At 25.4% G+C, this 22,604-nt stretch carries 26 protein-coding genes; 12 read left to right on the forward strand and 14 right to left on the reverse strand.

Annotation, left to right across the window (positions count from 1 at the left end):
* Positions 1 to 25 precede the first annotated feature (25 nt).
* The 8 genes from AAHM88_RS03265 to AAHM88_RS03300 all read left to right on the forward strand — a co-directional run bounded on the left by AAHM88_RS03265 (position 26) and on the right by AAHM88_RS03300 (position 7,278).
* Positions 26 to 559, forward strand: coding sequence for a hypothetical protein (locus AAHM88_RS03265; RefSeq protein WP_342262827.1), 534 nt, complete (start codon positions 26 to 28; stop codon positions 557 to 559).
* Between the two features lie 21 nt (positions 560 to 580).
* Entirely contained in the window at positions 581 to 1,105 is a 525-nt protein-coding gene (locus AAHM88_RS03270) for a hypothetical protein (RefSeq protein ID WP_342262826.1), read from the forward strand.
* Positions 1,106 to 1,108: 3 nt separating this feature from the next.
* Positions 1,109 to 2,371, forward strand: a complete 1,263-nt coding sequence (gene dcm / locus AAHM88_RS03275; RefSeq protein ID WP_342263255.1) for a DNA (cytosine-5-)-methyltransferase — start codon at positions 1,109 to 1,111, stop codon at positions 2,369 to 2,371.
* Between the two features lie 168 nt (positions 2,372 to 2,539).
* On the forward strand, positions 2,540 to 2,677 hold the full coding sequence (locus AAHM88_RS03280; protein WP_342262824.1) for a hypothetical protein: 138 nt from the start codon (positions 2,540 to 2,542) through the stop codon (positions 2,675 to 2,677).
* A gap of 17 nt (positions 2,678 to 2,694) precedes the next feature.
* Complete coding sequence (locus AAHM88_RS03285) at positions 2,695 to 2,985, forward strand: Mbov_0395 family pilin-like conjugal transfer protein (RefSeq protein WP_342262459.1); 291 nt, start codon at positions 2,695 to 2,697, stop codon at positions 2,983 to 2,985.
* Positions 2,986 to 3,027: 42 nt separating this feature from the next.
* Positions 3,028 to 4,224, forward strand: coding sequence for an Mbov_0396 family ICE element transmembrane protein (locus AAHM88_RS03290; RefSeq protein WP_342263256.1), 1,197 nt, complete (start codon positions 3,028 to 3,030; stop codon positions 4,222 to 4,224).
* A 700-nt stretch (positions 4,225 to 4,924) separates the two neighbouring features.
* Positions 4,925 to 5,773 carry a hypothetical protein gene (locus tag AAHM88_RS03295; RefSeq protein WP_342262821.1) on the forward strand — a complete coding sequence of 283 codons (849 nt, stop codon included), beginning with the start codon at positions 4,925 to 4,927 and terminating at the stop codon, positions 5,771 to 5,773.
* A 425-nt stretch (positions 5,774 to 6,198) separates the two neighbouring features.
* Complete coding sequence (locus AAHM88_RS03300; protein ID WP_342263257.1) at positions 6,199 to 7,278, forward strand: lipoprotein; 1,080 nt, start codon at positions 6,199 to 6,201, stop codon at positions 7,276 to 7,278.
* A gap of 631 nt (positions 7,279 to 7,909) precedes the next feature.
* Here AAHM88_RS03300 and AAHM88_RS03305 read toward each other — a convergent pair.
* Positions 7,910 to 9,298, reverse strand: coding sequence for an Mbov_0401 family ICE element transposase-like protein (locus tag AAHM88_RS03305; RefSeq protein WP_342262261.1), 1,389 nt, complete (start codon positions 9,296 to 9,298; stop codon positions 7,910 to 7,912).
* A 194-nt stretch (positions 9,299 to 9,492) separates the two neighbouring features.
* Between AAHM88_RS03305 and AAHM88_RS03310 the strand changes: the two genes are divergently transcribed.
* The gene (locus AAHM88_RS03310; protein WP_342263258.1) at positions 9,493 to 12,264 is read left to right on the forward strand and encodes a hypothetical protein; all 2,772 of its coding nucleotides are present in this window, start codon (positions 9,493 to 9,495) and stop codon (positions 12,262 to 12,264) included.
* 49 nt (positions 12,265 to 12,313) lie between these two features.
* Here AAHM88_RS03310 and AAHM88_RS03315 read toward each other — a convergent pair whose 3' ends face one another.
* The 13 genes from AAHM88_RS03315 to AAHM88_RS03375 are packed head-to-tail and all read right to left on the reverse strand — an operon-like array spanning position 12,314 to position 18,584.
* Positions 12,314 to 12,781 carry a hypothetical protein gene (locus tag AAHM88_RS03315; RefSeq protein WP_342262263.1) on the reverse strand — a complete coding sequence of 156 codons (468 nt, stop codon included), beginning with the start codon at positions 12,779 to 12,781 and terminating at the stop codon, positions 12,314 to 12,316.
* A 56-nt stretch (positions 12,782 to 12,837) separates the two neighbouring features.
* Positions 12,838 to 15,000 (reverse strand): hypothetical protein, encoded by a 2,163-nt coding sequence (locus AAHM88_RS03320; RefSeq protein ID WP_342262264.1) that lies wholly within the window; start codon positions 14,998 to 15,000, stop codon positions 12,838 to 12,840.
* 15 nt (positions 15,001 to 15,015) lie between these two features.
* On the reverse strand, positions 15,016 to 15,222 hold the full coding sequence (locus AAHM88_RS03325) for a hypothetical protein (protein ID WP_342262265.1): 207 nt from the start codon (positions 15,220 to 15,222) through the stop codon (positions 15,016 to 15,018).
* A gap of 43 nt (positions 15,223 to 15,265) precedes the next feature.
* Positions 15,266 to 15,658: a hypothetical protein gene (locus AAHM88_RS03330; RefSeq protein ID WP_342262266.1), complete on the reverse strand. Its 393-nt coding sequence runs from the start codon at positions 15,656 to 15,658 to the stop codon at positions 15,266 to 15,268.
* A 22-nt stretch (positions 15,659 to 15,680) separates the two neighbouring features.
* Positions 15,681 to 15,929: a hypothetical protein gene (locus AAHM88_RS03335; RefSeq protein WP_338968164.1), complete on the reverse strand. Its 249-nt coding sequence runs from the start codon at positions 15,927 to 15,929 to the stop codon at positions 15,681 to 15,683.
* 2 nt (positions 15,930 to 15,931) lie between these two features.
* Positions 15,932 to 16,216: a hypothetical protein gene (locus AAHM88_RS03340; protein WP_342223871.1), complete on the reverse strand. Its 285-nt coding sequence runs from the start codon at positions 16,214 to 16,216 to the stop codon at positions 15,932 to 15,934.
* Positions 16,217 to 16,222: 6 nt separating this feature from the next.
* On the reverse strand, positions 16,223 to 17,206 hold the full coding sequence (locus AAHM88_RS03345) for a hypothetical protein (protein WP_342262267.1): 984 nt from the start codon (positions 17,204 to 17,206) through the stop codon (positions 16,223 to 16,225).
* 24 nt (positions 17,207 to 17,230) lie between these two features.
* Positions 17,231 to 17,473: a hypothetical protein gene (locus tag AAHM88_RS03350; protein WP_338967559.1), complete on the reverse strand. Its 243-nt coding sequence runs from the start codon at positions 17,471 to 17,473 to the stop codon at positions 17,231 to 17,233.
* Positions 17,474 to 17,492: 19 nt separating this feature from the next.
* The gene (locus AAHM88_RS03355; protein WP_338966796.1) at positions 17,493 to 17,627 is read right to left on the reverse strand and encodes a hypothetical protein; all 135 of its coding nucleotides are present in this window, start codon (positions 17,625 to 17,627) and stop codon (positions 17,493 to 17,495) included.
* A gap of 11 nt (positions 17,628 to 17,638) precedes the next feature.
* Positions 17,639 to 17,869, reverse strand: a complete 231-nt coding sequence (locus AAHM88_RS03360) for a hypothetical protein (protein WP_338966797.1) — start codon at positions 17,867 to 17,869, stop codon at positions 17,639 to 17,641.
* Between the two features lie 3 nt (positions 17,870 to 17,872).
* Positions 17,873 to 18,034: a hypothetical protein gene (locus AAHM88_RS03365; protein ID WP_339023857.1), complete on the reverse strand. Its 162-nt coding sequence runs from the start codon at positions 18,032 to 18,034 to the stop codon at positions 17,873 to 17,875.
* Complete coding sequence (locus AAHM88_RS03370; protein ID WP_342224501.1) at positions 18,034 to 18,255, reverse strand: hypothetical protein; 222 nt, start codon at positions 18,253 to 18,255, stop codon at positions 18,034 to 18,036. Before AAHM88_RS03370 ends, AAHM88_RS03365 begins: the two co-directional genes overlap by 1 nt.
* Before the next feature lie 2 nt (positions 18,256 to 18,257).
* Positions 18,258 to 18,584, reverse strand: a complete 327-nt coding sequence (locus tag AAHM88_RS03375) for a hypothetical protein (protein WP_338967555.1) — start codon at positions 18,582 to 18,584, stop codon at positions 18,258 to 18,260.
* Positions 18,585 to 19,110: 526 nt separating this feature from the next.
* Between AAHM88_RS03375 and AAHM88_RS03380 the strand changes: the two genes are divergently transcribed.
* From AAHM88_RS03380 to AAHM88_RS03390, 3 genes are all read left to right on the forward strand, one after another.
* Complete coding sequence (locus tag AAHM88_RS03380) at positions 19,111 to 19,644, forward strand: hypothetical protein (RefSeq protein WP_342263259.1); 534 nt, start codon at positions 19,111 to 19,113, stop codon at positions 19,642 to 19,644.
* 179 nt (positions 19,645 to 19,823) lie between these two features.
* The gene (locus tag AAHM88_RS03385; protein ID WP_342263260.1) at positions 19,824 to 21,203 is read left to right on the forward strand and encodes a hypothetical protein; all 1,380 of its coding nucleotides are present in this window, start codon (positions 19,824 to 19,826) and stop codon (positions 21,201 to 21,203) included.
* Between the two features lie 31 nt (positions 21,204 to 21,234).
* Positions 21,235 to 22,485 carry a VirB4 family type IV secretion system protein gene (locus tag AAHM88_RS03390; protein WP_342263261.1) on the forward strand — a complete coding sequence of 417 codons (1,251 nt, stop codon included), beginning with the start codon at positions 21,235 to 21,237 and terminating at the stop codon, positions 22,483 to 22,485.
* Positions 22,486 to 22,604 lie beyond the last annotated feature (119 nt).

Below are 22,604 nucleotides of genomic sequence, written 5' to 3' on the forward strand. Positions count from 1 at the left end.
GGTTTTTATTTAGGATACAACAAATATGAAAAAAATACTTAGTTTGTTGTCAATATTTTCGTTATCGTGTGGAAGTACAATGCCATTAATTGGTTGTGGCAATATTGCAAATAACAAACCACACTTGCCACCATCAAAACCAAAAAAACCAATAACCAAAGATTTTTTTTACTATGAAAAATTAAAACAAGAAATTACAGCAGAAATAAAAGAATATGACGAAGCAATTAAAGAAATTGAAAATAGTAAAAATGATTATGAAAACGAAGAAGACTATCAAACAGAACTAAAACAAACACAAGCAGAAAAATTTATCAAAATATCTGAACTAAATAATTGTGAATATCAAATTTTACTATGTCAAAAAGAAAATGAGTTTACAGACGAACAAAAACAACAAGCAATTAAGTTATTAGAAAAACAAATAAACAACTTAAATAGTGCTTTAAATTTACTAAGTGAAATTAAAAATAGTGATTTTGATCAGAAAGATTTAGAAAAAATTAAAACAAAGATTAAAAATACAAAAATTATTTTAGATGAAATTAAAAACAATTAAGAAAGGAATTGGTAGTTAATTATGTTAAATTCTAATTTATTAAATAAAATTAATGTTAATGATGAATGATATACACAGGAATATGCGATTAAACCAATTTTAGAATTTTTAAAACCTAATAGCACTATTTTATGCCCTTTTGATAATATTGATAGTGAATTTGTCCGTGTTTTAAAAAGAAATGGACATAAAGTTTGAAATAGTCATATTGATGATGGAATTGATTTCTTTAATTACATTAGAAGTGATGTGGGTAGATATGATTATATTATTTCTAACCCTCCATTTAGTAAAAGAAAACAAGTAATAGAACATTTATTTATTTTAGGAAAACCATTTGCAATGTTAATGCCATTAGTAAGTATTGCATTAAAACCAATTAGAGAAAAAATAGATCAGTGTGAATTATTAGTTTTTAATAAAAGAATAAAGTTTATTGCTTATAATGGTATAGTTTGTAAAAATCCTCCAAGTGAAACAGCATATATATGTCACAATATTTTACCCAAACAAATTATTTATAGAGAATTAAAAGAGTGTTATTAAAATATGCTTAAAATAATTGAATTATTTGCTGGGATTGGAAGTCAAAGAAAAGCATTAGAAAAGATTGGAATTAACCATAAAGTAGTTGCATTTTGTGATAACGATAAATACGCTGAAAAATCATATCGAGCAATATTTAATGATTATGACACACCAAATTTAGGTGATATTTCTAAACTAGAAACTTTACCGTATGCTGATTTAATAACTTGATCATTTCCATGCCAAGACATATCAAATGCCAATAATAATGGGCAAGGATTAAATGGCAAGCGAAGTGGTTTAGCGTACAAAGTTGTTGATTTAATAAGCACAATGCCAACAAAACCAAAATATCTTTTAATGGAAAATGTACCAAATTTATTAAGTAAAAAGTTTTTTGTCGGATTTCAAAATCTCCAAAATCAACTTAGTGAATTAGGATATTATTATAACCAATATTTTACAATGAATGCCAAGGATTATGGAATTCCCCAAAATCGGAAAAGATTGTTTATGATTTCAACATTAAAGCAAGATTTTAAATTTCAATATCCCCAACCTTGTAATTTAAAATTTTTGGTAAAGGATATTTTAGAAAATAATATAAATGAAAAATATTTTATTAGACAAGAATCAATGAAAAAAGCAATTGAAAACAATAAACTTAAAATCATTCAACAATGTGCTTATACAATTACAACAAAACAAATGCGATGAGGAAATGCTGGAATTATTGCAATTCCAAATGATATAAAATTTAATGTTCGTGGCAAAACGGAAATAGACTTTAATTCTTATAAACAAGAAAATAGAGTATATGATGCTAGTAATGAAAATATATATCTAGATACATTAACTATAAATTCAAAATCAGCAAAAATAGCAATTCCAATTAAAAATTATAGAAATTTTATTGTTTTGCCACCAGCAAAAGACGGTTTACTAGTTAACGGTTCATATAATCGGTTTTGAAAAACAGAAAATAACCATATGGGAACAATCGCAGCAAGTAATGTCAATAAAATCATCGTTGATAACCATAAATTACAACAACAAGATAGTATTAAAATACTATCTTTTTTAATTGATGAAAAAAAATACTTTTTACGAGTATTAACTCCAAGAGAATGTTGATTATTAATGGGATTTAGAAATAAAGACTTTGATAAAGCACGAAAAGTTGTTTCAGAAACCCAACTTTATAAACAAGCTGGCAATAGTATTGTTGTTGATGTGCTAGAAAGAATTTTTACAGCAATGTTTCAAATAGAAAGGAAAAATTAAAGATGCAAAATAAGAGAAAAGTTTGATGAAAATGACTTTTATATCCGTTAACAATTATTAGTGGAATTTTGTTGCTAGTAATTTCCCCTATTTTGCTTTTAATCTCGCTTGGAATTGATTGTGATTTTATGATTGGTAATTTATTATTGCATTTATTTTGCCTGCCTTTTGAAAGGAAAGATAGCAATGGCTAAGAAAAACAATATTAAAAATTACTTTAATAATAAACAACAATACTATCAAAAAAAGAAAAATATTTATTATCAAAAAAGAAACAAATTTAACAAAAGCAAATTTTTAAAATAACAAAGGAGGAAGAAAATATGAAAGCAAATAACACAGTCGATTTAAGTGGAATAATTGATGTTGCCATAATGTGAACTAATATTGTTTTAGGAGTTATTCTAACATTGGAGGTTATATTTGCAGGTTGAAAATTAATTATTATTTTAATCTCAATTATGCGAAATGCCGATAATCCAGAGGCAAGAGCAAATGATCTAGGCGCTTTGAAATGACCAATTATAGTAATTATTGGAACGTTGGTAGTAATTGCCGTAATTAATGTTTTTCTGCAAGCTTATAAAGGATATAATCCCGCAATCGGTGGATAGTTTTATAGTTTATATAAAAACTAAAAAAGGAGGTGAATATATATGATAATGAATGCATTATATAGGTTAATATGATCGATTTTTGTACAAGGGCCATTACAATTAATTGGATCATTTAACAACGTATTAAATTATTTAACAGGCGGGGTTGTTGGCGATTTAATGTTTGGATCAAAGCAAGAATTTAGTTTTCAAAATATCCCAATGGCATTCTGATATTTCGTTATTACGGCTCTGTGCTTATTTTCCTTAATTTTTACAATTACCATGATTAAAATTTTGTTTCAAGATGCCACCGAAGCAAAAACAAAATTTATTGTTGCCTTACAAAATGGTAGTAAAGCGTTTGTTTTTATCTTTTTAATTCCAATCTTTTTCTTTTTGGCAAATTTTGCAATTGCTAACATTGCCAAAATGATTACATCAGGATTTGGCGGCGAAAACGGAAATATTGCAAATTACCTATACAATATTGGAAACAAATATTGAGATGGAAGTGGTGATAATATACCAAGCAATTATGCGTATCCTGATAATATTGGTGATTTTAATATGATTGCCGAAGTTTTTGGGGTGTGATTTATGTTGTTTGCAATGTTTATGATTGGAATTGCTTTGGTGCAAAAAATAATTGAATTGTTTTTCTTATTTATTATTTCACCATGAGTAATGGTCGCGATGACCATTGACAATGGTAAAGGAGCATTTATTTGAAAAGATATGGTAATTGCGAAATTTCTAGCATCGACCGCTACTTTAACAGGATACTTTATATTTATGACCACAATTCAAACGATTTTAAGTACTAATTTAGCAGGTTTAGGTATTGAAGGATATGGTAAATCATTGTTTATTATTCTGATGATGTGTGGTGGTGGATTGGCAGTGCTGGCATTTTCGGATGTTGTTGCCAACTTAATTGGTGAAGCAGCTGGAATTCGCGAAGGAATGAATTCAATGCGATCAACTGTGGGGCCGGCGGAATGATGGCACTTGGTGCTGCTAAAATGGCAGGAAAAGCATTTGGATTTGCCAAAAGTAAACGAGCGAAAAGAGCAATGGCAATGGGTGGTTCTAGCATGGGTGAAAAAACCATGAACGCGATGGGTTCAATGGCAGGCGATGATGGTGATGGCGAAACATCGGACAATCAATCTCGCCAAGAAAAACCCCTTGACTTTCGCCATTTCTGACACGCCACCGAGGGAATGAGTTCGCGTGCTGGTATTACTGGTTTAGCAGGATTTGGACTTGGGGTTGCAACCCTAGCAACAAGTAAACTAGTGGGGGCAGCTCGCGGAGGTGGAGCAAAAGGATTCTGAAAACAATTTGGAACTGGCATTGCCACACCATTTGTAGCAACTTATAAAAAAATCAATCCACAACTAGCAAGCAAAGGAAACCAAGAAAACAAAAGGAATACAATTAAATCTACTAAATTAAGAAAAAAATCTTTAAACAAAAAACTAGAGAAAGTAAGAGGTAATTTAAATGTTAAACCAATTACAAATCCACAAACTAAAAAAGAAATAAGATTAAACAAGAAAATTAGTATCAACGAAAACAACAATGATAATGGTTTTGTTTTTATTAATCCGCAAAACAAAATGCAACAAGAACATAATAAAAATATTAAGAAATCAGTAAATTATCAAACCAAACAAAAGAATTTTGAAACTAAGATTACAAATAAAATTGATAATTTTGGTGAAAAACAAAAGTATCTTAATAAAAAACAAGATATAAAAACCAATATCAAAGATTTAAGTAAAACAAAAAATATAGCAAATAGAGTTAATATTCATAATTTCAAAAATGATTTAAAAAATGCGAAAAAAGACTTTAAATCAAAAACAAAAAACAAAAAATAGTTGCAGTCAAAAACCACCTGACAAATTTTTTAAATAAGGTATAATGTAAATAAAAAGGAGTGATAAACATGGGATTATGACGATTATTAGGTGGCGAAGTCAACTGAGAACGCGTTGCCAAAATGCAAAACAGAGAACAGTTAAACGAAATTCTTGATGCTATTATTCATGCTTTTGGTGGTGGTTTATCAATTGACAGATCAAATGATGATGACAAAAATAATGTCATGTGAGTGTTAGAAAAGTTTGGACGAAATGTCCCAACAACCACTAAATACCCATGACTAAAACAAGTTGATGGTCTTGGTAATTTACGAGATGCTAAATATAATCAAAAAGATTGAGATCAAGCATGAGAATGATACGACGAATATAAAAAAGGAGCAATTCCTTTTCTCGAATATCGGATTAAGATTAGAGAAAAAGACTTAGTTCGTTATCCTGATGCATATTGGCAAAAAGAACTTGATAAATTAAAAAAGTTATTGGAACCATTAAAAAAACAAGAAGAACAAAAAAATCAACTATTAGATTTACAAGAAAAAGCAACACATTATGGTGTTCCAACACGAGAAATTAAAGAAGCAATTCAAAATAAAATGTTTGATTCAAGAAAGGTTGATGAAATAACACAAAAAATAACTAAATTAATTGAAGCGGAAAAACATATTAATATAAATAATAATGATTTATCTCTTGAAAATGAAAATTTACGCTTAAAAAAAGAAATTTTAGAAATGGAATTAAAACTAAAAGGTTTAAAACCAGAAATAAGTTGCAACCAAGACAAAAAAGTATTTAGCGAAGCAACTAAAAGCAATTTAGATTTAAAAGATGAACTTATCGAAAAAGAATTATATAAAGATCAAAGCGAATATGAAAAATGAAAAAACATTTGAGAAATTAAAAATAAATAAATATAAGTATGGAAATTGTTTTAGGAAATAATCAAACAAATAATTTATAAACCCTAAATAGAAGTAAAAAATAGCGATTTATCACTTGAAAATGAAAATTTACGCTTAAAAAAAGAAATCTTAGAAATGGAACTAAAATTAAAAGACGCAAATAAAGAAAGATAAAATATGCAACATTTATCATATTTTATCTTTTATGATAGTATTAACTTACTAAATAGATAATGTTTAGGTTGTTATGAGTTAAATTAAAAAGAAATGTTTAACTTTGATAAAGCATAATATTTCCACAGGCAATTATATCAAACAATCCTAACAATTTTCTATGTTTGTGGAAATAAAAGACATTTATTATTTTGAATATAATATGATTACATATCGTTTGCAATTTAATGCAATAACAAAAAGAAAGGAAGTTATACAAAATGAAAAAACTTTTAAGTTTATTAGGAGCAATTAGTTTAACTGCAACAGTACTAAGTTCGGTTGTTGCATGTAATAAAAAAGAAGAAAATAATAAAAATTCTAAGTTTGGCATAATTAATGGATTCAATGGAGAAATTCATAGAATAATTAATGAAAAAAATAAGCTTTATGTTGGAACAAAAATTAATGATAAAGGAAAGCTTTACAGTGTTGATCTTAAAAACAACAATGAAGTAACAGAAATTACCGGAATTGAAGGTGCGGTTTATAATTTATCTATTTGAAAGGATAAACTTTATGTTGGAACAAAAATTAATGATAAAGGAAAGCTTTACAGTGTTGATATTAAAGACAACAATGAAGTAACAGAAATTACCAAAACCGAAATTAAAGGAGAAATTCATAATTTATCTATTTGAGAGGATAATCTTTATGTTGGAACAAAAATTAATAATAATAAAGGAAAGCTTTACAGTGTTGATCTTGAAAACAAGAATGAAGTAACAGAAATTACCGGAATTAACGGAGAAGTTGATGCTTTAATTGCTTTTGATAATAAACTTTATGTTGGAACAGTGACTGATTATATTTCTGATATTGGTAAATTTTATTGTGTTGATCTTAAAGACAACAATAAAATAACAGAAATTTCTACAACTTCTTTTATTAAGGGAACAATTTTTTCATTTAGTAAAAGTGTCAATAATAATTACATTTATTTTGGAACAATATTAAGTTCTTTTAATGGCGGAATTTACAGTGTTGATCTTAAAGACAACAATAAAATAACAAAAATTACCGAAATTGACGGAGCTGTTGTTAGATTAATTATTGAAAATAATAAGCTTTATGCTTCAATAAAAATTAAAACTGGTATTACTGATCGTCATAATTATACTTATGATGGTGAACTTTACAGTGTTGATCTTAAAGACAACAATAAAATAACAAAAATTAATAAAACTTTTAATGGCGTTGTTTATGGTTTAGTGGTTATTAATGATGCTATCTATATTGGTGAAACTGAAACATCACAGGATAGTAAGAATAGTAGTAAGATTAATTGATTTAAAATGTAAAAAATACTTAATAAAAATTAAAAACATATTTACTAAACAACAATTAAAATTGTTGTTTTTTGTTTTGTCGAAATAGAAAGGAAATAAAAGATATGAAAAATAAATGTTCTAGAAAATGTAATATTTCAAATATTAACATCTATCAAAAATTAATTTAGAAAGTGGTTATTTTATATTTAACAAATTATTTTCATTAGACTTCTTGCATAACCTATAAAAATAATAAAAATTTTAAATTTAACCACTTTAAAATAAACATTTTTATAAAATCTAAAATAATTTTGATAACAATTAACTAGGTTATGCAAGAAGTCTATTAATTAACAGCAAGCTTGTAAAAACCAAATTCTAATTGTGCAAAACATCTGTGGTTTCTACAAAAAATTAGCAATCTTGTAATATACCACAGACTTATGACAAACACAAGCAGTTTTAAGGGGTCGGTCGCGTTTAGTTTTCTTAGGTATTGCTTTGAAGAAGTAAAACAATCAGCTAATTATATTATTTAATTACTAAACTAACCCTGCCTTTCTTGTTATTGTCATTTTATTCGTTATGATTTTATCATATTATTGAATTTTTACACAATAAAAAATTAAAAAATTATTAATTATTATTAAATTTTCACTAATTATCTAAATTTATGTTTTCTATATTTATTCGTATATACAATACTACCTTTATTAATTCAACTATCAGCATTTTTCTTATTATATTTATTTCATAATGAAGTTTTATATATTTCTTTTCTGATTTCTATTTCTGAATTAATATTTTCATTAATATAATGTAATACATTTAATTTGTTTAAATTTGCCATTCTTAAATGTAATAGGTTATTTAAATTCTTATGATTATATATTTTTGCTCCATATCCTAATTGTTGTTTTATTAAATGTGATACATCACTTTCAATGCTACAACCAATATTTCATTCTAAATTTTGATTATGAATACCATGCTTATTATTACTGAAATAATTACTCGCTTTTCTTAAACTTGTTTTAATATCTTTATTTAATTCATTTTTAACAACATTACGAATGTTTTTGATTAATTCTTGATGATTTCCATCTTTATATAATTTAATTCAACTATTTAATGCTACTTTGCGATTTTCAAAAATAATATTAAATGCGGTTTGTTTTAATTTTTTAATAGCGTGATAACCGTCTAAAATATATCTAACATTGCCAAAACTATTGGCAATTTCTCTAATTCAAGTATCACCATCGCCACAAACAATTATTCTGTCATAATTAATATTTACATAATGTTTTTGTAATTCTTTAATTAATAAATCACGATAATCCATCGTATTTATTCGTTTACCAACTTTTAACATTAGAAAATGACCTCGTTTGTTTTCCAATTCTCTACGAGCATTTTTGTAATTTTTTTCTTTATGTCCGGTATGAAAAGTAACTAAACGAATTCTTTGGTCTTGTTTAACTTTCTTATCTAATGTCGCTAAAAATGTCTCATCTAGTTGAATATATAAATCCTTATTTTTAACATCAATTCTATTTTTAGTTTCTTTTTCTGCTAGTTGAAAATATTCAGCAATATCGTATTTATTTAAAATATTTGAAATACTACCTTTTGAAATATAACAATGATTTAGAGCATCTAAAACATCGCGATAGCGTTTGCCATCACCCAGAAGACTTAAAACTTTAAATTGGACATCAAAATAAATGCGTTGTTTGGGCAATAAACCAATTTCTTTATCCAACAAACATACATATTCAAATTTCCCTGATTTTTGATTTCAATATTTATATCGGCGTCGTTTAAAAGTAACATCACCAAAAATTGTAATAATTGTTCTTACAGCAAAATGAACTACTTTATAACCTTGTTTTAAGCGAAAATGATATTTATATAAGTATTCATCTAATTTTTCATATTCATTAGCTAATTGTTCGCATTTATTGGTGTACATATTTTTGTGGGTTGTAAATAAGTTTAATCAATGCTTATTTTCTAAGGTTTTTACATTATTATTAATTTCTAACATAATAAATTACCTTTCTTACTAGTAATTTTAACAAAGTTAAATTTCGTTAGTTTATGATCTAAAAAGTAGAAATTTTTGTTTGTTGATATATAATGAAATTCCAAAGTAAGGAGATTCAAGACTAAGATTTGGAGAAAGGAAAAGATGTTGTAAATTTTATTAATTAGTAAAAATTCATAAAAAGGATTTAATAAATGAAAAAATTACTTAGTTTATTAAGTACAATAACAATGGCAAGTAGTGGAATACCAGGTATTCTTAGTAATGTCTCAACTAAAATAGAGAAAATATTAAAAAATAATACTGAAAACAACTTTTTACAAACCAATAATTTAAAAAGAAACAAAAGACAAACCCCGCCGTGATTAAAAAATATAATTACAACAATTAATATTGGTAAAATAAAAAAAGTTAATATAAACAGTGTTATAAAAAGATTAAGTGAAATTAATCATCCAATTTTATCAAGACAAGATTTTTTAGAAAATATTGAATTTGAAAAGATTACAACCAACTTAGCTATTGTTCATTTTAGAAATTGAGAATTTGCACCATTTCCAAGAACTTTAACTTTTACTATTAATTTTGATTCTGATATAGTTAATCTTAATGGAAATTTAGGTATAATAAATGAAAATGCTATTTTAAATTTAAATAATATTTTAAATAATAGACCCGAAACAATCGCAAGACAATTTATAGAAAGAAATGATTTAGATCATTTATTAACAGTTGATGATTTAATAGTTACAAATATAACAACTGGGTCGGCATTAATAGAAAGTTCAAATATTAATTATTTACTTTCAGTAAATGTAATTTTTATGCCCAGATATTTAAGTTTAAGAACATTTATTACTAATACTAACTTAGGTCATTTAGAAACAAATTCAAAAGATAACATTATTAAAAGATTACATGAAATAAACAATTTAAATTATCGTGGTAGAAATATAAGACTAGAAGTTAGAAATATTACAAGAAATTCAGCTGAAATTTTATTTAATCAATCAACTAACAGCAGTTCTTCATTACACGATTTTCATAGTACTGGAAATTTTGATTACGAATATACGATAACAATAACTTTTACTATTACAAAAATTGATTTATCAACCGTTATTGTTAATACTGATTTAGGCACAATAAATGATTCGTCAATAGAAACAATCATTAAAGCTATATTAAATATAAATCCAAACTCTGGACTAACAAATAATGATTTAAGAAACTTAATTTCTGACGAAATTAAACTTATTTATTCTACTGATATTAACAGTTTTAGATTTGGAATTAATCCTGGAATTAATTTTTCTGGACATCAAGTTTTTTTACATTTTAGTTTACCTTATTTATCATCTGTTATTGAAAATACTAATTTAAAAGCAATATCAGATAATAGACCTGAAACAATTATAGAAGAAATTTTAAGAAGAAATCCAAATTCTGGATTAACAGTTAATGATTTAGTAGTTACAAGAGTAACTACAAATTCAGCAACAATTACGAGTCAAAATAATAATTATTTTGGAACAATTGATGTTGTTTTTGATTCACTTACTGTACATTTATCATCCGTTATTACTAATACTGATTTGGGTGATATACCAAATAATTCATTTCAAACAATTATTACAGAAGTAATAAGAGCAAATCCAAATTCTGGATTAACAGTTAATGATTTAGTAGTTACAAGAGTAACTACAAATTCAGCAACAATTACGAGTCAAAATAATAATTATTTTGGAACAATTGATGTTGTTTTTGATTCACTTACTGTACATTTATCATCCGTTATTACTAATACTGATTTGGGTGATATACCAAATAATTCATTTCAAACAATTATTACAGAAGTAATAAGAGCAAATCCAAATTCTGGATTAACAGTTAATGATTTAGTAGTTACAAGAGTAACTACAAATTCAGCAACAATTACGAGTCAAAATAATAATTATTTTGGAACAATTGATGTTGTTTTTGATTCACTTACTGTACATTTATCATCCGTTATTACTAATACTGATTTGGGTGATATACCAAATAATTCATTTCAAACAATTATTACAGAAGTAATAAGAGCAAATCCAAATTCTGGATTAACAGTTAATGATTTAGTAGTTACAAGAGTAACTACAAATTCAGCAACAATTACGAGTCAAAATAATAATTATTTTGGAAATATCAATGTAACTTTTAATAATATAAAAAAAATAAAAAGTAATCAAATATATAAATTACATGACAATGATGATGACGATGATAATAATTTAAATAATAGTATTGAAAAACGATACAGGTTTTTACAACCTGATCAATTAAAAATTATTTTTAAAAAAGAAATTTGAGAAAAAGAAATTAAACCACACATTGAAACAATCATTAATATTGTAAGTGATATAAATAAATTTCCAATAAGTGATTATAGTCTTTTTGAAAAATATAATGAACAAGATAGAAATATGACAATTGGAGGTGTCGTATATAATTATAAAACTGTAGATGACTATTTTAAATTAGATAATACTAAATATGTAACGATTGATAAACAACTAGGTGGTGGATTGAAAGCATTTTTATCGACAGATTTTTATTATAGTTATTTTTTTGATTATATTTTAATAAATAATGCACAAAATAACAGTATTGAAAAATGATACAAGTTTTTACAACCTGATCAATTAAAAATTAGTTTTAACAAAGAAATTTGAGAAAAAGAAATTAAACCACACATTGAAACAATCATTAATATTGTAAGTGATATAAATAAATTTCCAATAAGTGATTATAGTCTTTTTGAAAAATATAATGAACAAGATAGAAATACTTTAATTTCTTTTTTAATTTGTCATTTTATAGAAATAAATGATTATTTTCAATCAAGTAATTCTTTAATTTTTTCAACAGATACATTTGGTATTACTTTTGATATTGAAAAAAATAAAATAAAAAATTATGAGCTTTAAATATGCAATAACTTTAATTGGGACAGGGACTGTACAATTAACTGTGTCTCTAAGTAATTAACTTAAATTCATTTATATTTTCTAAAAAGTAATCTTTTGTAAGATTATTATTGGTTCAAACATTTAACTCTGTACCTTGTGCTTTAATTGTTATTTTTTTGTTAATTACTCATTTATCATCTTCATTCTCTATTTTTGTTCCGTGTGTAGTTATTAATTGTCTAATTTCTTCTTGTTTACTCTGATTATTTTGAAATTTTTGTGTAAATAGGAAAGTAAAGTTGTTTAAATTTTTTAATTCTGGTAATTTTTTATTTAAACTGCTATTATCTTTTTTATATATTTGGACTCGTACAATTTTTGTATTTGAAATTCAAAACTCTACTTTTTCTAAGTTTATGATTTTAAAATCATAAACTTTATTTTTTTGTTCTACTGATTCATTCGCTTTTTTGGAACAACTAACTATCGGCAATGCCGTTAGTCCTGAAAGAGTTATTATGTTTAAAATTTTCATTATTTTAACTCCTTTATTATTTTATTTTTCAATATATATATATATATATATATATATTATACAAAAATTCGTAAAATCATTAGAAAAATGGCAAAACCAATTAAAAACTGAAAGGTATAGTAAAACGCAGGTACCGTTTTAAAAACTGGGAAAATAGCAGTTGAAAAATTAACTGTTGCTTTCGCAATGATTGCTAATGGTCGTAAAATGGTAATGACTTGTGAAGCGGTCAGCATTCAGTTTAACATTTTGATGCCAGAATTCTGAATGGCACAACCAATATCGTTAAATGTGGGTATCCACCGCCCTGAATATTTACAATTTGTTGGCGGAATTAAGTCGTCTCATTCTGAGTTGGTGGAACCATCGGGAATAAAGGCTGTGGAATTTAATACATTAAAGTCATAAATTTTAAAATTATAATTAAAGGTATTTGTTTTATGGTATAAAGGAAAAGTTAAGGTAAAAATATTAATGCCATAGCGAATATCAATGTCGGTATTGAGGTAATTGATACTGTTAGCAGTCTTGCTGGTTGGCAAGGTAATCAGTTTATTATCATAAGATTTAAGGACATTAAAATCAATTTGATAAATGCTATTGGTGTTGTTAATAGCATTAAATTTTTCTTGGTGCGTTTTTTTATCAAAAGTAAAAAAATAACTTCTTAGTAATAATTCCGAATTACCAATAACATTAATTAAATATTTTTTGGGATAAAAGGTAATTAACGAACGATAAAAGAAACCAATTTGAATAAAGTAATCTTTGTTGTAATTATCTACACCCTTAAAATCAATTTCGGTATGAGTTTTTTCATCCATATCAAAAGTAGCATAAAATAAACTGGCAAAGAAGTTACCAAGAATTTCATAGATTTCATCAAAAATATTTTTATAATCGCTGTTATTAATACTAGGAATGTTGTTTTTAAAATAAAGGTAAATGTCATTTCGTAAATCAGGGTCATAGCGTAGAAAACTAAATTTAACATTAAGGTAATTTAAGGTTCCAAAAAGGTACTTAATTAGGTAATAATCGTTAGCCCTTTTGGTGTCATATTTTCATATTTTATTTTCACCGTGTAATAATTGTAAATAGTTATTTCCAGCAATTAGGGTTTTGTTAAATGCCTTAATTTTAAGGAAATTATCGTTAGTATCCTCTTGTTTCGCAATGACCACTTTAAGCGTATTTGTTCCTTGCAATTGTGTACTCGTTTCAATTGCAGTGAATTTAACGGTAAATGTTCTGTCAGCGACATTGTCTGTTGTTAAATCAAAAGTAGTCCTATCATCTAAGTAATTGTTGTCATTATCTTTAATTTCAGTATTATAGTCGATGCCCTCAATTGCATTATTTACGCCAGCAAGATTGTTAATTTTTTCATTAAGTCTTTTTTTAATTTTTTTTATAATTTCGATTTTGGTTGCATTTGTCGGGTCGATTATTTCTGAGTTTGATAAAGTAGTTGAATTCTTGTGATAAAAATAGCTTTCGTTTTTAAAACCATGATTTTTAATCGTAAATTCTTTGTAATAACCTTTTTCTAAGGTATCAATGAAATTAAATACTGGTGTTCAATAAAGATAAGAATAATTGAATTTGTCAAAATCACCGCGATGAATCATTAAATAATCAAGATTCTCGATAACATCATTATAGTTATGGTTGCCATCAAATTTAATAGTTGTTGTTGGCAAGTCAATATCAGTACTATTTTTTTCAATTTCAATTTTAAATTCATTGATATTTTCTAAAAAGTAATCTTTTGTAAGATTATTATTGGTTCAAACATTTAAATCTGTGCCTTGTGCTTTAATTGTTATTTTTTTGTTAATTACTCATTTATCATCTTCATTTTCTATTTTTGTTCCGTGTGTAGTTATTAATTGTCTAATTTCTTTTTGTTTACTCTGATTATTTTGAAATTTTTGTGTAAATAGAAAAGTAAAGTTGTTTAAATTTTTTAATTCTGGTAATTTTTCATTTAAACTGCTATTATCTTTTTTATATATTTGGGCTCGCACAATTTTTGTATTTGAAATTCAAAACTCTACTTTTTCTAAGTTTTTGATTTCAAAATTATAAACTTTATTACTTTCTTTTTTATTTCTAATTAGTGATTGTGTTGTTATTTCATCATTGTTAATGTTTTGGGGAATGGTAAAAATGTTATTGAAACTAATAATTAATACGGTAAATATTTTCATAAACATTTTTATCACTCCTTTTTAAAATATTTTATTTTTCATTGTTCTTTTTTCTTTAATTTTTTTAATAAGTCACTCAATGCTACAATTTATAATTACCGCTATTGTAATGCATATATCTAAATATCCTAATATCATAAGTGAAATTAATGCTTCAAATTTTTCATATAATAATTTCAAATCATTAATTTCCAATTTTAAAAATGGAATGAAAAAGATAATAATCATAAAAATGTAAGGCAAAATTCTCCATCAATATTTTTTTAAAGAATTAATTAGTTTTTTTCATTTCATTTTTCAAGGCTCTTTTTGCTTTAATTTTTTGAATAATAAAGCGGACTAATTTTTCAAATTTAATTGCAAAATATATTGCTCCGCCTCATCAAAAAACAAATATTCCTGCTAGCATAATACTAGTATTGAACTTACCAAAAAAATCAACCATCTGTTTATTCATAAAATCATTAAATTCGTTACTTGTTCCGGTTATTCATTTAGTATCGATTGCTGTTAATGCACAAATTAATAAGCTTATAAAGATGAAAATGATACTTAATGATACTTTTAACCACTGCTTTTTAAAAGAATTTTTAATTTTTAATCTTAATGGTGTTTTTTCTTTTGAATTATCTTTTTTAAGTAATTTTCCTAAAAGTTTTTTCATTTTAATTCTCCTTTCATGTTTTTTATCGTCCTTTAATCACAATAAATAAAGCAATCAGTACACAAGTAACACCAAGAATGGTAAAGATTGGGTGTTGCGAAAATGTTCGTGCCATTGGTTTAAATAATTCTAAAATTGTTAAATTGCTAGTAATAAACTTTTTAAAATTGGCAAGGCCTTCGCTAATATAGTTTGTTAAAGTTTCAAAATGACTACCAGCCAATAGTCCAAGCACAGTTATTAAGATAAAAATAATAATTAGTTTAAACATTGTTAGTTACCTTGTTTTGTTTTTATTGGTTTTATTTGTTTTTTAGTTTTTCCTCACGCACTTAAACGCCCTTTATTTTTAACCGCATATTGGCGTTGTTTTTCTAAATTAACTTGTTGACTACCAAATCCAAGAATAATTGCCATAAGAAATTCTACAGCCAGTGTTAAGAATAAAGGAAATATCAGTTGAATATTCGTTCCCGGCACTTCTAAACTTCAAATTAAGTCAAAAACTTTATAAAGCATTTGAGCGAGAAAGTCGGCCATTTTTGCGAGATTTTCCATTTTTTATTATTCCTTTTCTTTCATTTTTCTTAAAAATTTGCTGAATTTATCCATTTTTAAGTATTCTAAGTCTTCTAAATCAATTGCTGTGTCATTATAGTATTTATCTTCATAGTCAGGATTTACTTTTGAATTTAAGTAATCTCTTAAAAACGCTAGGTAAAAAGAATTGTAAGTGTTTAATATTGGTAGAGGAATTTTTAGTTTAAAAAAATAAATATCAAGTTCAGGAATATCACGGTATTTAATGCGACGACCCTTTTTACTATTTTTAGCATCAATTAAAGTGTTTCGTCAGCGTTCATATTCTTCAATACTAGTAAAGGTGCCATAGATGACTTTTAAGTAGGGGCGAAAAATATTAACGGGTTTTTTACGAATGCCCACAATCACATTATTGGCAATATCACGAACTTTAACTCAAATATGTTTATCTCTTTGACCGCTAGCTAGCACAATATGACCGAAATGGCGTGCCAGAGCGAAATATTCTTGAATACCGGTTTCTTCGTTTTTGGTATTATTTTTTTCTCAATCAGTTCCTTCTAAAAATAAGTTGGTTTCATCTCATAAAAGTAAGGTTTTGTCTGGCAATACCGGATAATCAAAATTTAATAATCCCATATGTCCTAAACTTAATTTTTGGGTTTCTAGTAATGGAAATGTTGATGCGATATGATATTTCTTCTTTTTTAATAATTTTGATGCGTATACTAGAAAGGCGGTTTTTCCAGTTCCTAATGAACCAATAACAATATTTAATGGTGAATTTTTTAAGAAATTAATAACTTTGTTAATTTGTGTTAAATTACTGATTTTAAAAATAAAAATTAAAATACAACCTGCTAAAAATAAATAACTTACAATGTTTTTAAAATAACCGTTGTAAATATATCAAATTGCTCCTCAATGTCATAAAATTAAAAATGAGGTGCGATTCAATTCAATAAAATGGTTATTTTTTTCTATTATTCATTTGCAAAATTTCATCTTGCACCTCACTTTATTTTTTTGTTAGCGTACAGCTCCAAGTAATTTTTCAAACATTTTAAAGCAAATAAAGAATATTGCCAAAATAAATGGAAAAATGAATATTCAGTAGTCAGCAAAGAAATTACCGACTTGTGGCATATTAACAGCAATAATTTCCCACATTTTAGTAAACGCTGTTATAATCGCATTTCATAATTTAGTCATCGCGTCACTAGCTGTTATCTTTGTTACTGCTGGTGCTTCTGTTAAGAAAGTTCCAATCATATAATCACCCCCTTTCTTTTTAAAACATTCATCATTTATATTCAAAGTTTTTCTTAAATTTATTAAAACCACGATTAACCTTAACACGACTGTATTTTTTACTAATTAATTTTGAATTTCTTTGTGAATGCATTACAATGTAACTTCTTGACATTACTTTTGTTTCTATCTAAATACTGATATGGTTTTTCAAAGTAGCATTAGAATAAATCACACCATAATCGCTGTTAAGAATCAAAAAGCAATGTTTGCCATTAAAAGTCAAAGTGTTTCTTGGGTTAAATCAATTTCTTTACCACCACTAATATGAGCCGGAATATTTGTAATTTGGATAAACAAATCTCAGAAAGTTTGTTTAATTTGTTCTCAATTAAATTCTTTTAAATTTACTGTCATTTTTTATCTCCCAAAAATCATTTTTATTGGTAAATACATAATTGAAATTAATGCGAAAAGAAAAGTAATGATAATAATTAATCCGGCAATAAATGCAACTTGTGCAGGCATTTTTTCTATCGGAACAAACAGTTCTAAAAATTCCATAATAATTTTTCAAAACATTATTTTTTATTCTCATTATTTTCTTTTGAATTAGGAGCTTTAACTCATTCTTCAAAGCGAGCAATAAATACTTTTTCGTCTTTTGTGAAATTACCAGTATTATTTTTAATGGCATTTTTAAATTTAATTCGCATTTTTATTTTGGCATAAATTTTATAAGCAAAATACGCCAATAGCATTATGCAAGTGATAATAAATATTAATCCAATCGCAATATTCATTTTTAAACTCCTTTAAAATAGTTATAATTTATATCTTTTTTATTGTTTTCTTTTTCGGCAATGAAGAAGCCTAATAATTCTTGGCCTTTAATTAACTTGGTTTCTTGCTCTTGTTGATTAATTGAAATTACTTGATATTTACTATCTTTTATTATTCCAATGCAAATTGAATTTTCGTATTTTCCTTTATAAACAAATCGCTTTGGAAACCAAATACCGATTTGTTCATTAAATCACGGAATTTTTGGTGCTTTAATAAGCATTGCGTTTTGTGTTTCTTTTAAAAGATATTTTTTAGTATTTAAGAAAATGTTTTCAATGTTTTTCATAGTAAATTACCTTTCTTATTTGTTATAAACTAAGTTATATTAACTAAGTTAGTTAACTTAGTTTTTTAAACACTTATATATCGCAGATTTAAGTGTTTAACAAGCTTTGTTATTTAATTTTGTTTTTTAATTAGATAAAGATTTTAATAATTTTAAACTTAGCATACCCCTATATAGAAATTTCTACACTTTAACATCCGCATCCTACCCTTGGAACTAATTTAATAGCGTGTATATTTTTAGGAAATCCACCCATTCATTTTTTTATTGCAAAACGAAACAAATTGCTATAGCTAATAGGATGTTATCTATTAACTGGTAAACTTCTTTTGGTTATGGCGACCACCCACAATTTATCGTGCTTTAATACATACCAACATTATTAACTCACTTGTATTTAATTTTCAAAGAACAAATTTTTAACACCTTATAAAATAAAAAGACAATCATTACTGACTGTCTTAATACTTATTCAAATCTTTTCCTACCTAACAAAACTTTATGCGTCCTTGATTATCAAATATCATTGCAAGGAGTAAATGGGGGAAAAATTAATATTAATGATAATGAATTACAGGAATTTATGAAAAAAATTCAAGAAAATAAATATAGTGAACTAAAAATTACTATTTATGCTTTGGATGATAGTTTAAAAGTGATTGGGAATATTTCATATAAATTAATAAACAACCCAATAACAGAAAATGCTCCTAGCAAACCGAATGAAATTCCCCCAACAGAGGGAATTATACCTAACATCCCCAATAAACCAATGAATCCCAATAATCCCAATGGAAATAATGGGAATGGAGATAATAATAATCCAAATAAACCAGAAAAACCAAACAAACCAATGAATCCCAATCATAATGAAAATAATGAAAGTGGTTGAAAAAAGTTTTTTAAAAAACCAGTTAATTTATTTTTTATGACTTTGATTAGTTGTGGGATAGTTGGTGGGTTTATAACTTGAATTATCATTAAAAATCAATTAAATAAAAAAATTGGGGGCAAAATAGATAAAAAAAGTAAAAACAAAAAGAAAATAAAAAAACAATAAATAATATATATTTATTACCCCTTTATTTAATACCCTTATTACGCATTTTAAGGGGCAAATTAGCAATGAAAGTTATTTTATTATAGGAAATTATATATATATATATTATAAATATGAAAATAGTTTTTAAACCGGCATTTTAAATGTCGTTTTTAATTTAAAAGAAAGAGGTGCAGAATATGAAAAATGTAATACCAAAAAAACTAAAAGATGCCAAATATCGTTTTTGACGCAATATAACAATAACGGATATTTTAATAATTGCCGTTTGGGTTGGATTAACAATTATGTTTATATTTGGTTTTCAATGAAAACTATGAATAAAATTATTATCATCAATAATGATTTTAATTAGTTTACCACTAATTATTACAAATAAAAAAACTAATTTAAAAGGATGACAATGCTTATATTATAAAATAAATTATCTATTTAGTTGTAAGAAATATAGTAATAACAAAACAAGTTTACTGGTGCCATATAATAAAGTTATTGGTAATAACTTTATTACAACTCACGGAATTTTAAAAGGTACTTTAAAAAAGACGCTAATTGGAGCAATTCAAATAAAAGGATTTGACATTACTTTATTAAGCGGTGAAGAGCAAATATTAAGATTACGAGATTTGCAAGATGTTTTTAAATTTGCTAATTTTCCAATAACTTTTTTAAAGTTAGAATTACCATTAAATTTTGATGACAACATTAAATATTTACAAAAACAAATTAATAAAACGCAAATCCGTTATAAAGACAAAGAAATTAGTTTTAATCAATTTGTAAAAATTACAAAACAAATTAAAAATAATATTGCTTTTTTAAAAAAAGAATTAATTAAAATAAACGATGAAATAAAAACCGAAAAATGTTTTTTTATTTTTGTGTACGGAAATAGTCAACAAGATTTAAATGAAAAAATATTATTTTTAGAAGATAAATTATATAAAGGAAAAATTAATTGTAATATTTTATCTAATTACGAAATAACAAAAATCTTAAAATTAATGTGAAATCCATATGAAAAACCATTAAATAAAACAGATTTTAATAAAAATAAAGATAATTTAGTAAGATTATTGCAATTTAACTACCTAAATATTAAAAAAAATTATTTTATAGCAAATGATTTATATTATTCAATTAATACAATTCAGGACTATCCTTTATTTATTAACGATTTATGAGGGGCTTGTTTATTTTCAAATGAGCAAACTATTATTTGAAATATAAATCCTTTAAATTATGATGAAACAAAAAAAGCAATCAACAGTGCCATTCAAACAACCCAAACACGACAAGTAATGACAAAATCATATGTTAATACAAATGAAAATAACTATGAATTAGAAACATACTACCATTTAATTGATGAGGTTAATGGTGGTGGTGAATTATTAAAAAATGTTAATATTTTATTTTTAAATTATGGAACAAATAAAAAAACATTATTACAGGCACAAACACGATTAACAAAAGCATTAAAAGAAATGGATATTAAACTTAATCCATTGTGATATCAACAATTTAGTGGCTTAAAAGGTTTTATACCCTATAACTAATAAGGTCATAATAAAAAAATATGGTCGAGAAATGCCAACAAGTACCCTAGCAGCATCATTTCCATTTATTGATAGTGGTTTACATGATAAACAAGGAATGTACTTAGGAACAAATAATATGGGGAATGTTGTGTTGTGAGATCAATTTAAAATTACGAGCAAAAGAACAAACCACAACATGTTTATTCTCGGTACAACAGGAATGGGAAAAACATATTTGTTAAAAAAAATAATAAATCATCATATCATGATGAGTCGTAAAGTGGTTGTTATTGATGCTGAACGAGAATACAAACCATTATGTGTTTATTATGATGGAAATTGAATTGACGCAGGAGATGCTTCGATAGGAAAAATAAACCCCCTACAAATTTTAGATAATAACTTTATTGATGAATTAGAAAATACCAATTCATCACCCCTATCAAATCATTTAAGATTTTTAGAGCAGTGATTCAAAACACTTTATCCTGATTTTAACGGGCGAGAAATTAATTTATTAACAAAATATTTGAAATTATTATATCACCAATTTAACATTACAAATAATAGCGATATTAACAAAATTAATAACAATGATTTTCCAATTATGATTGATTTTTATGACTTATTAGAAAAAGAATATATTAATAATGAAAATCAACTTTTAAAAGAATTTATGGATTTAATAGCAACCGATTTTTTAAATGATGGAAAATATCAAGCACTTTGAAATGGACATACAACGATAAAATTTAAAAATAATTTTGTTGTTTATGATGTTTATAATTTGTTTGACTTAGATGACAAAAAAACAAACGCAGCACAATTAATTTTAATGCTAAATATTATCAAAAAAGAAGTAAAAGAAAATCGTTTCAAAGATGATAATGAAATAGTGATAATTGTTGATGAGGCTCATTTAGCAATCGATAAAGATAACCCAGTTGCTTTAAATTTTATGTACCAAATGACAAAAAGGATTCGCAAATATAATGGTGCTTTGGTTGTGGCAACACAAAACATCGCTGATTTTGTAGAAAATGAAACCGTTTTAAAGAAAACAACAGCAATTATTAATAATAGTCAATATTCGTTTATTATGGGGTTAAAACCTAACGACCTAGAAAAAGTAATTAATTTATATAAAAGTTATGGCGGATTAACATCAGCAGAACAAGATTATATTGCTCGTAGTGTAAAAGGACAAGGGCTATTTTTTGTTTCAGGATTTGAAAGATATCGGATTGAAATCCAAGCAAACAAAAAAGAAAAAGCCGGATTTGGAAAAAAAGATAATTAAAATAATGCAAAAATAACTTAAAAAATGATTAAATTTAGTTATTTTTTTACATAATTTTAATAAAAAATAAAGAAAATGTTTATTTTTGTCTATTTTTTAAAAATAGCAAAGAAAACATT

This window comes from Spiroplasma endosymbiont of Dromius quadrimaculatus, assembly GCF_964031155.1.
In the GTDB taxonomy this organism is placed as follows: Bacteria; Bacillota_I; Bacilli_A; order Mycoplasmatales; family Nriv7; genus Nriv7.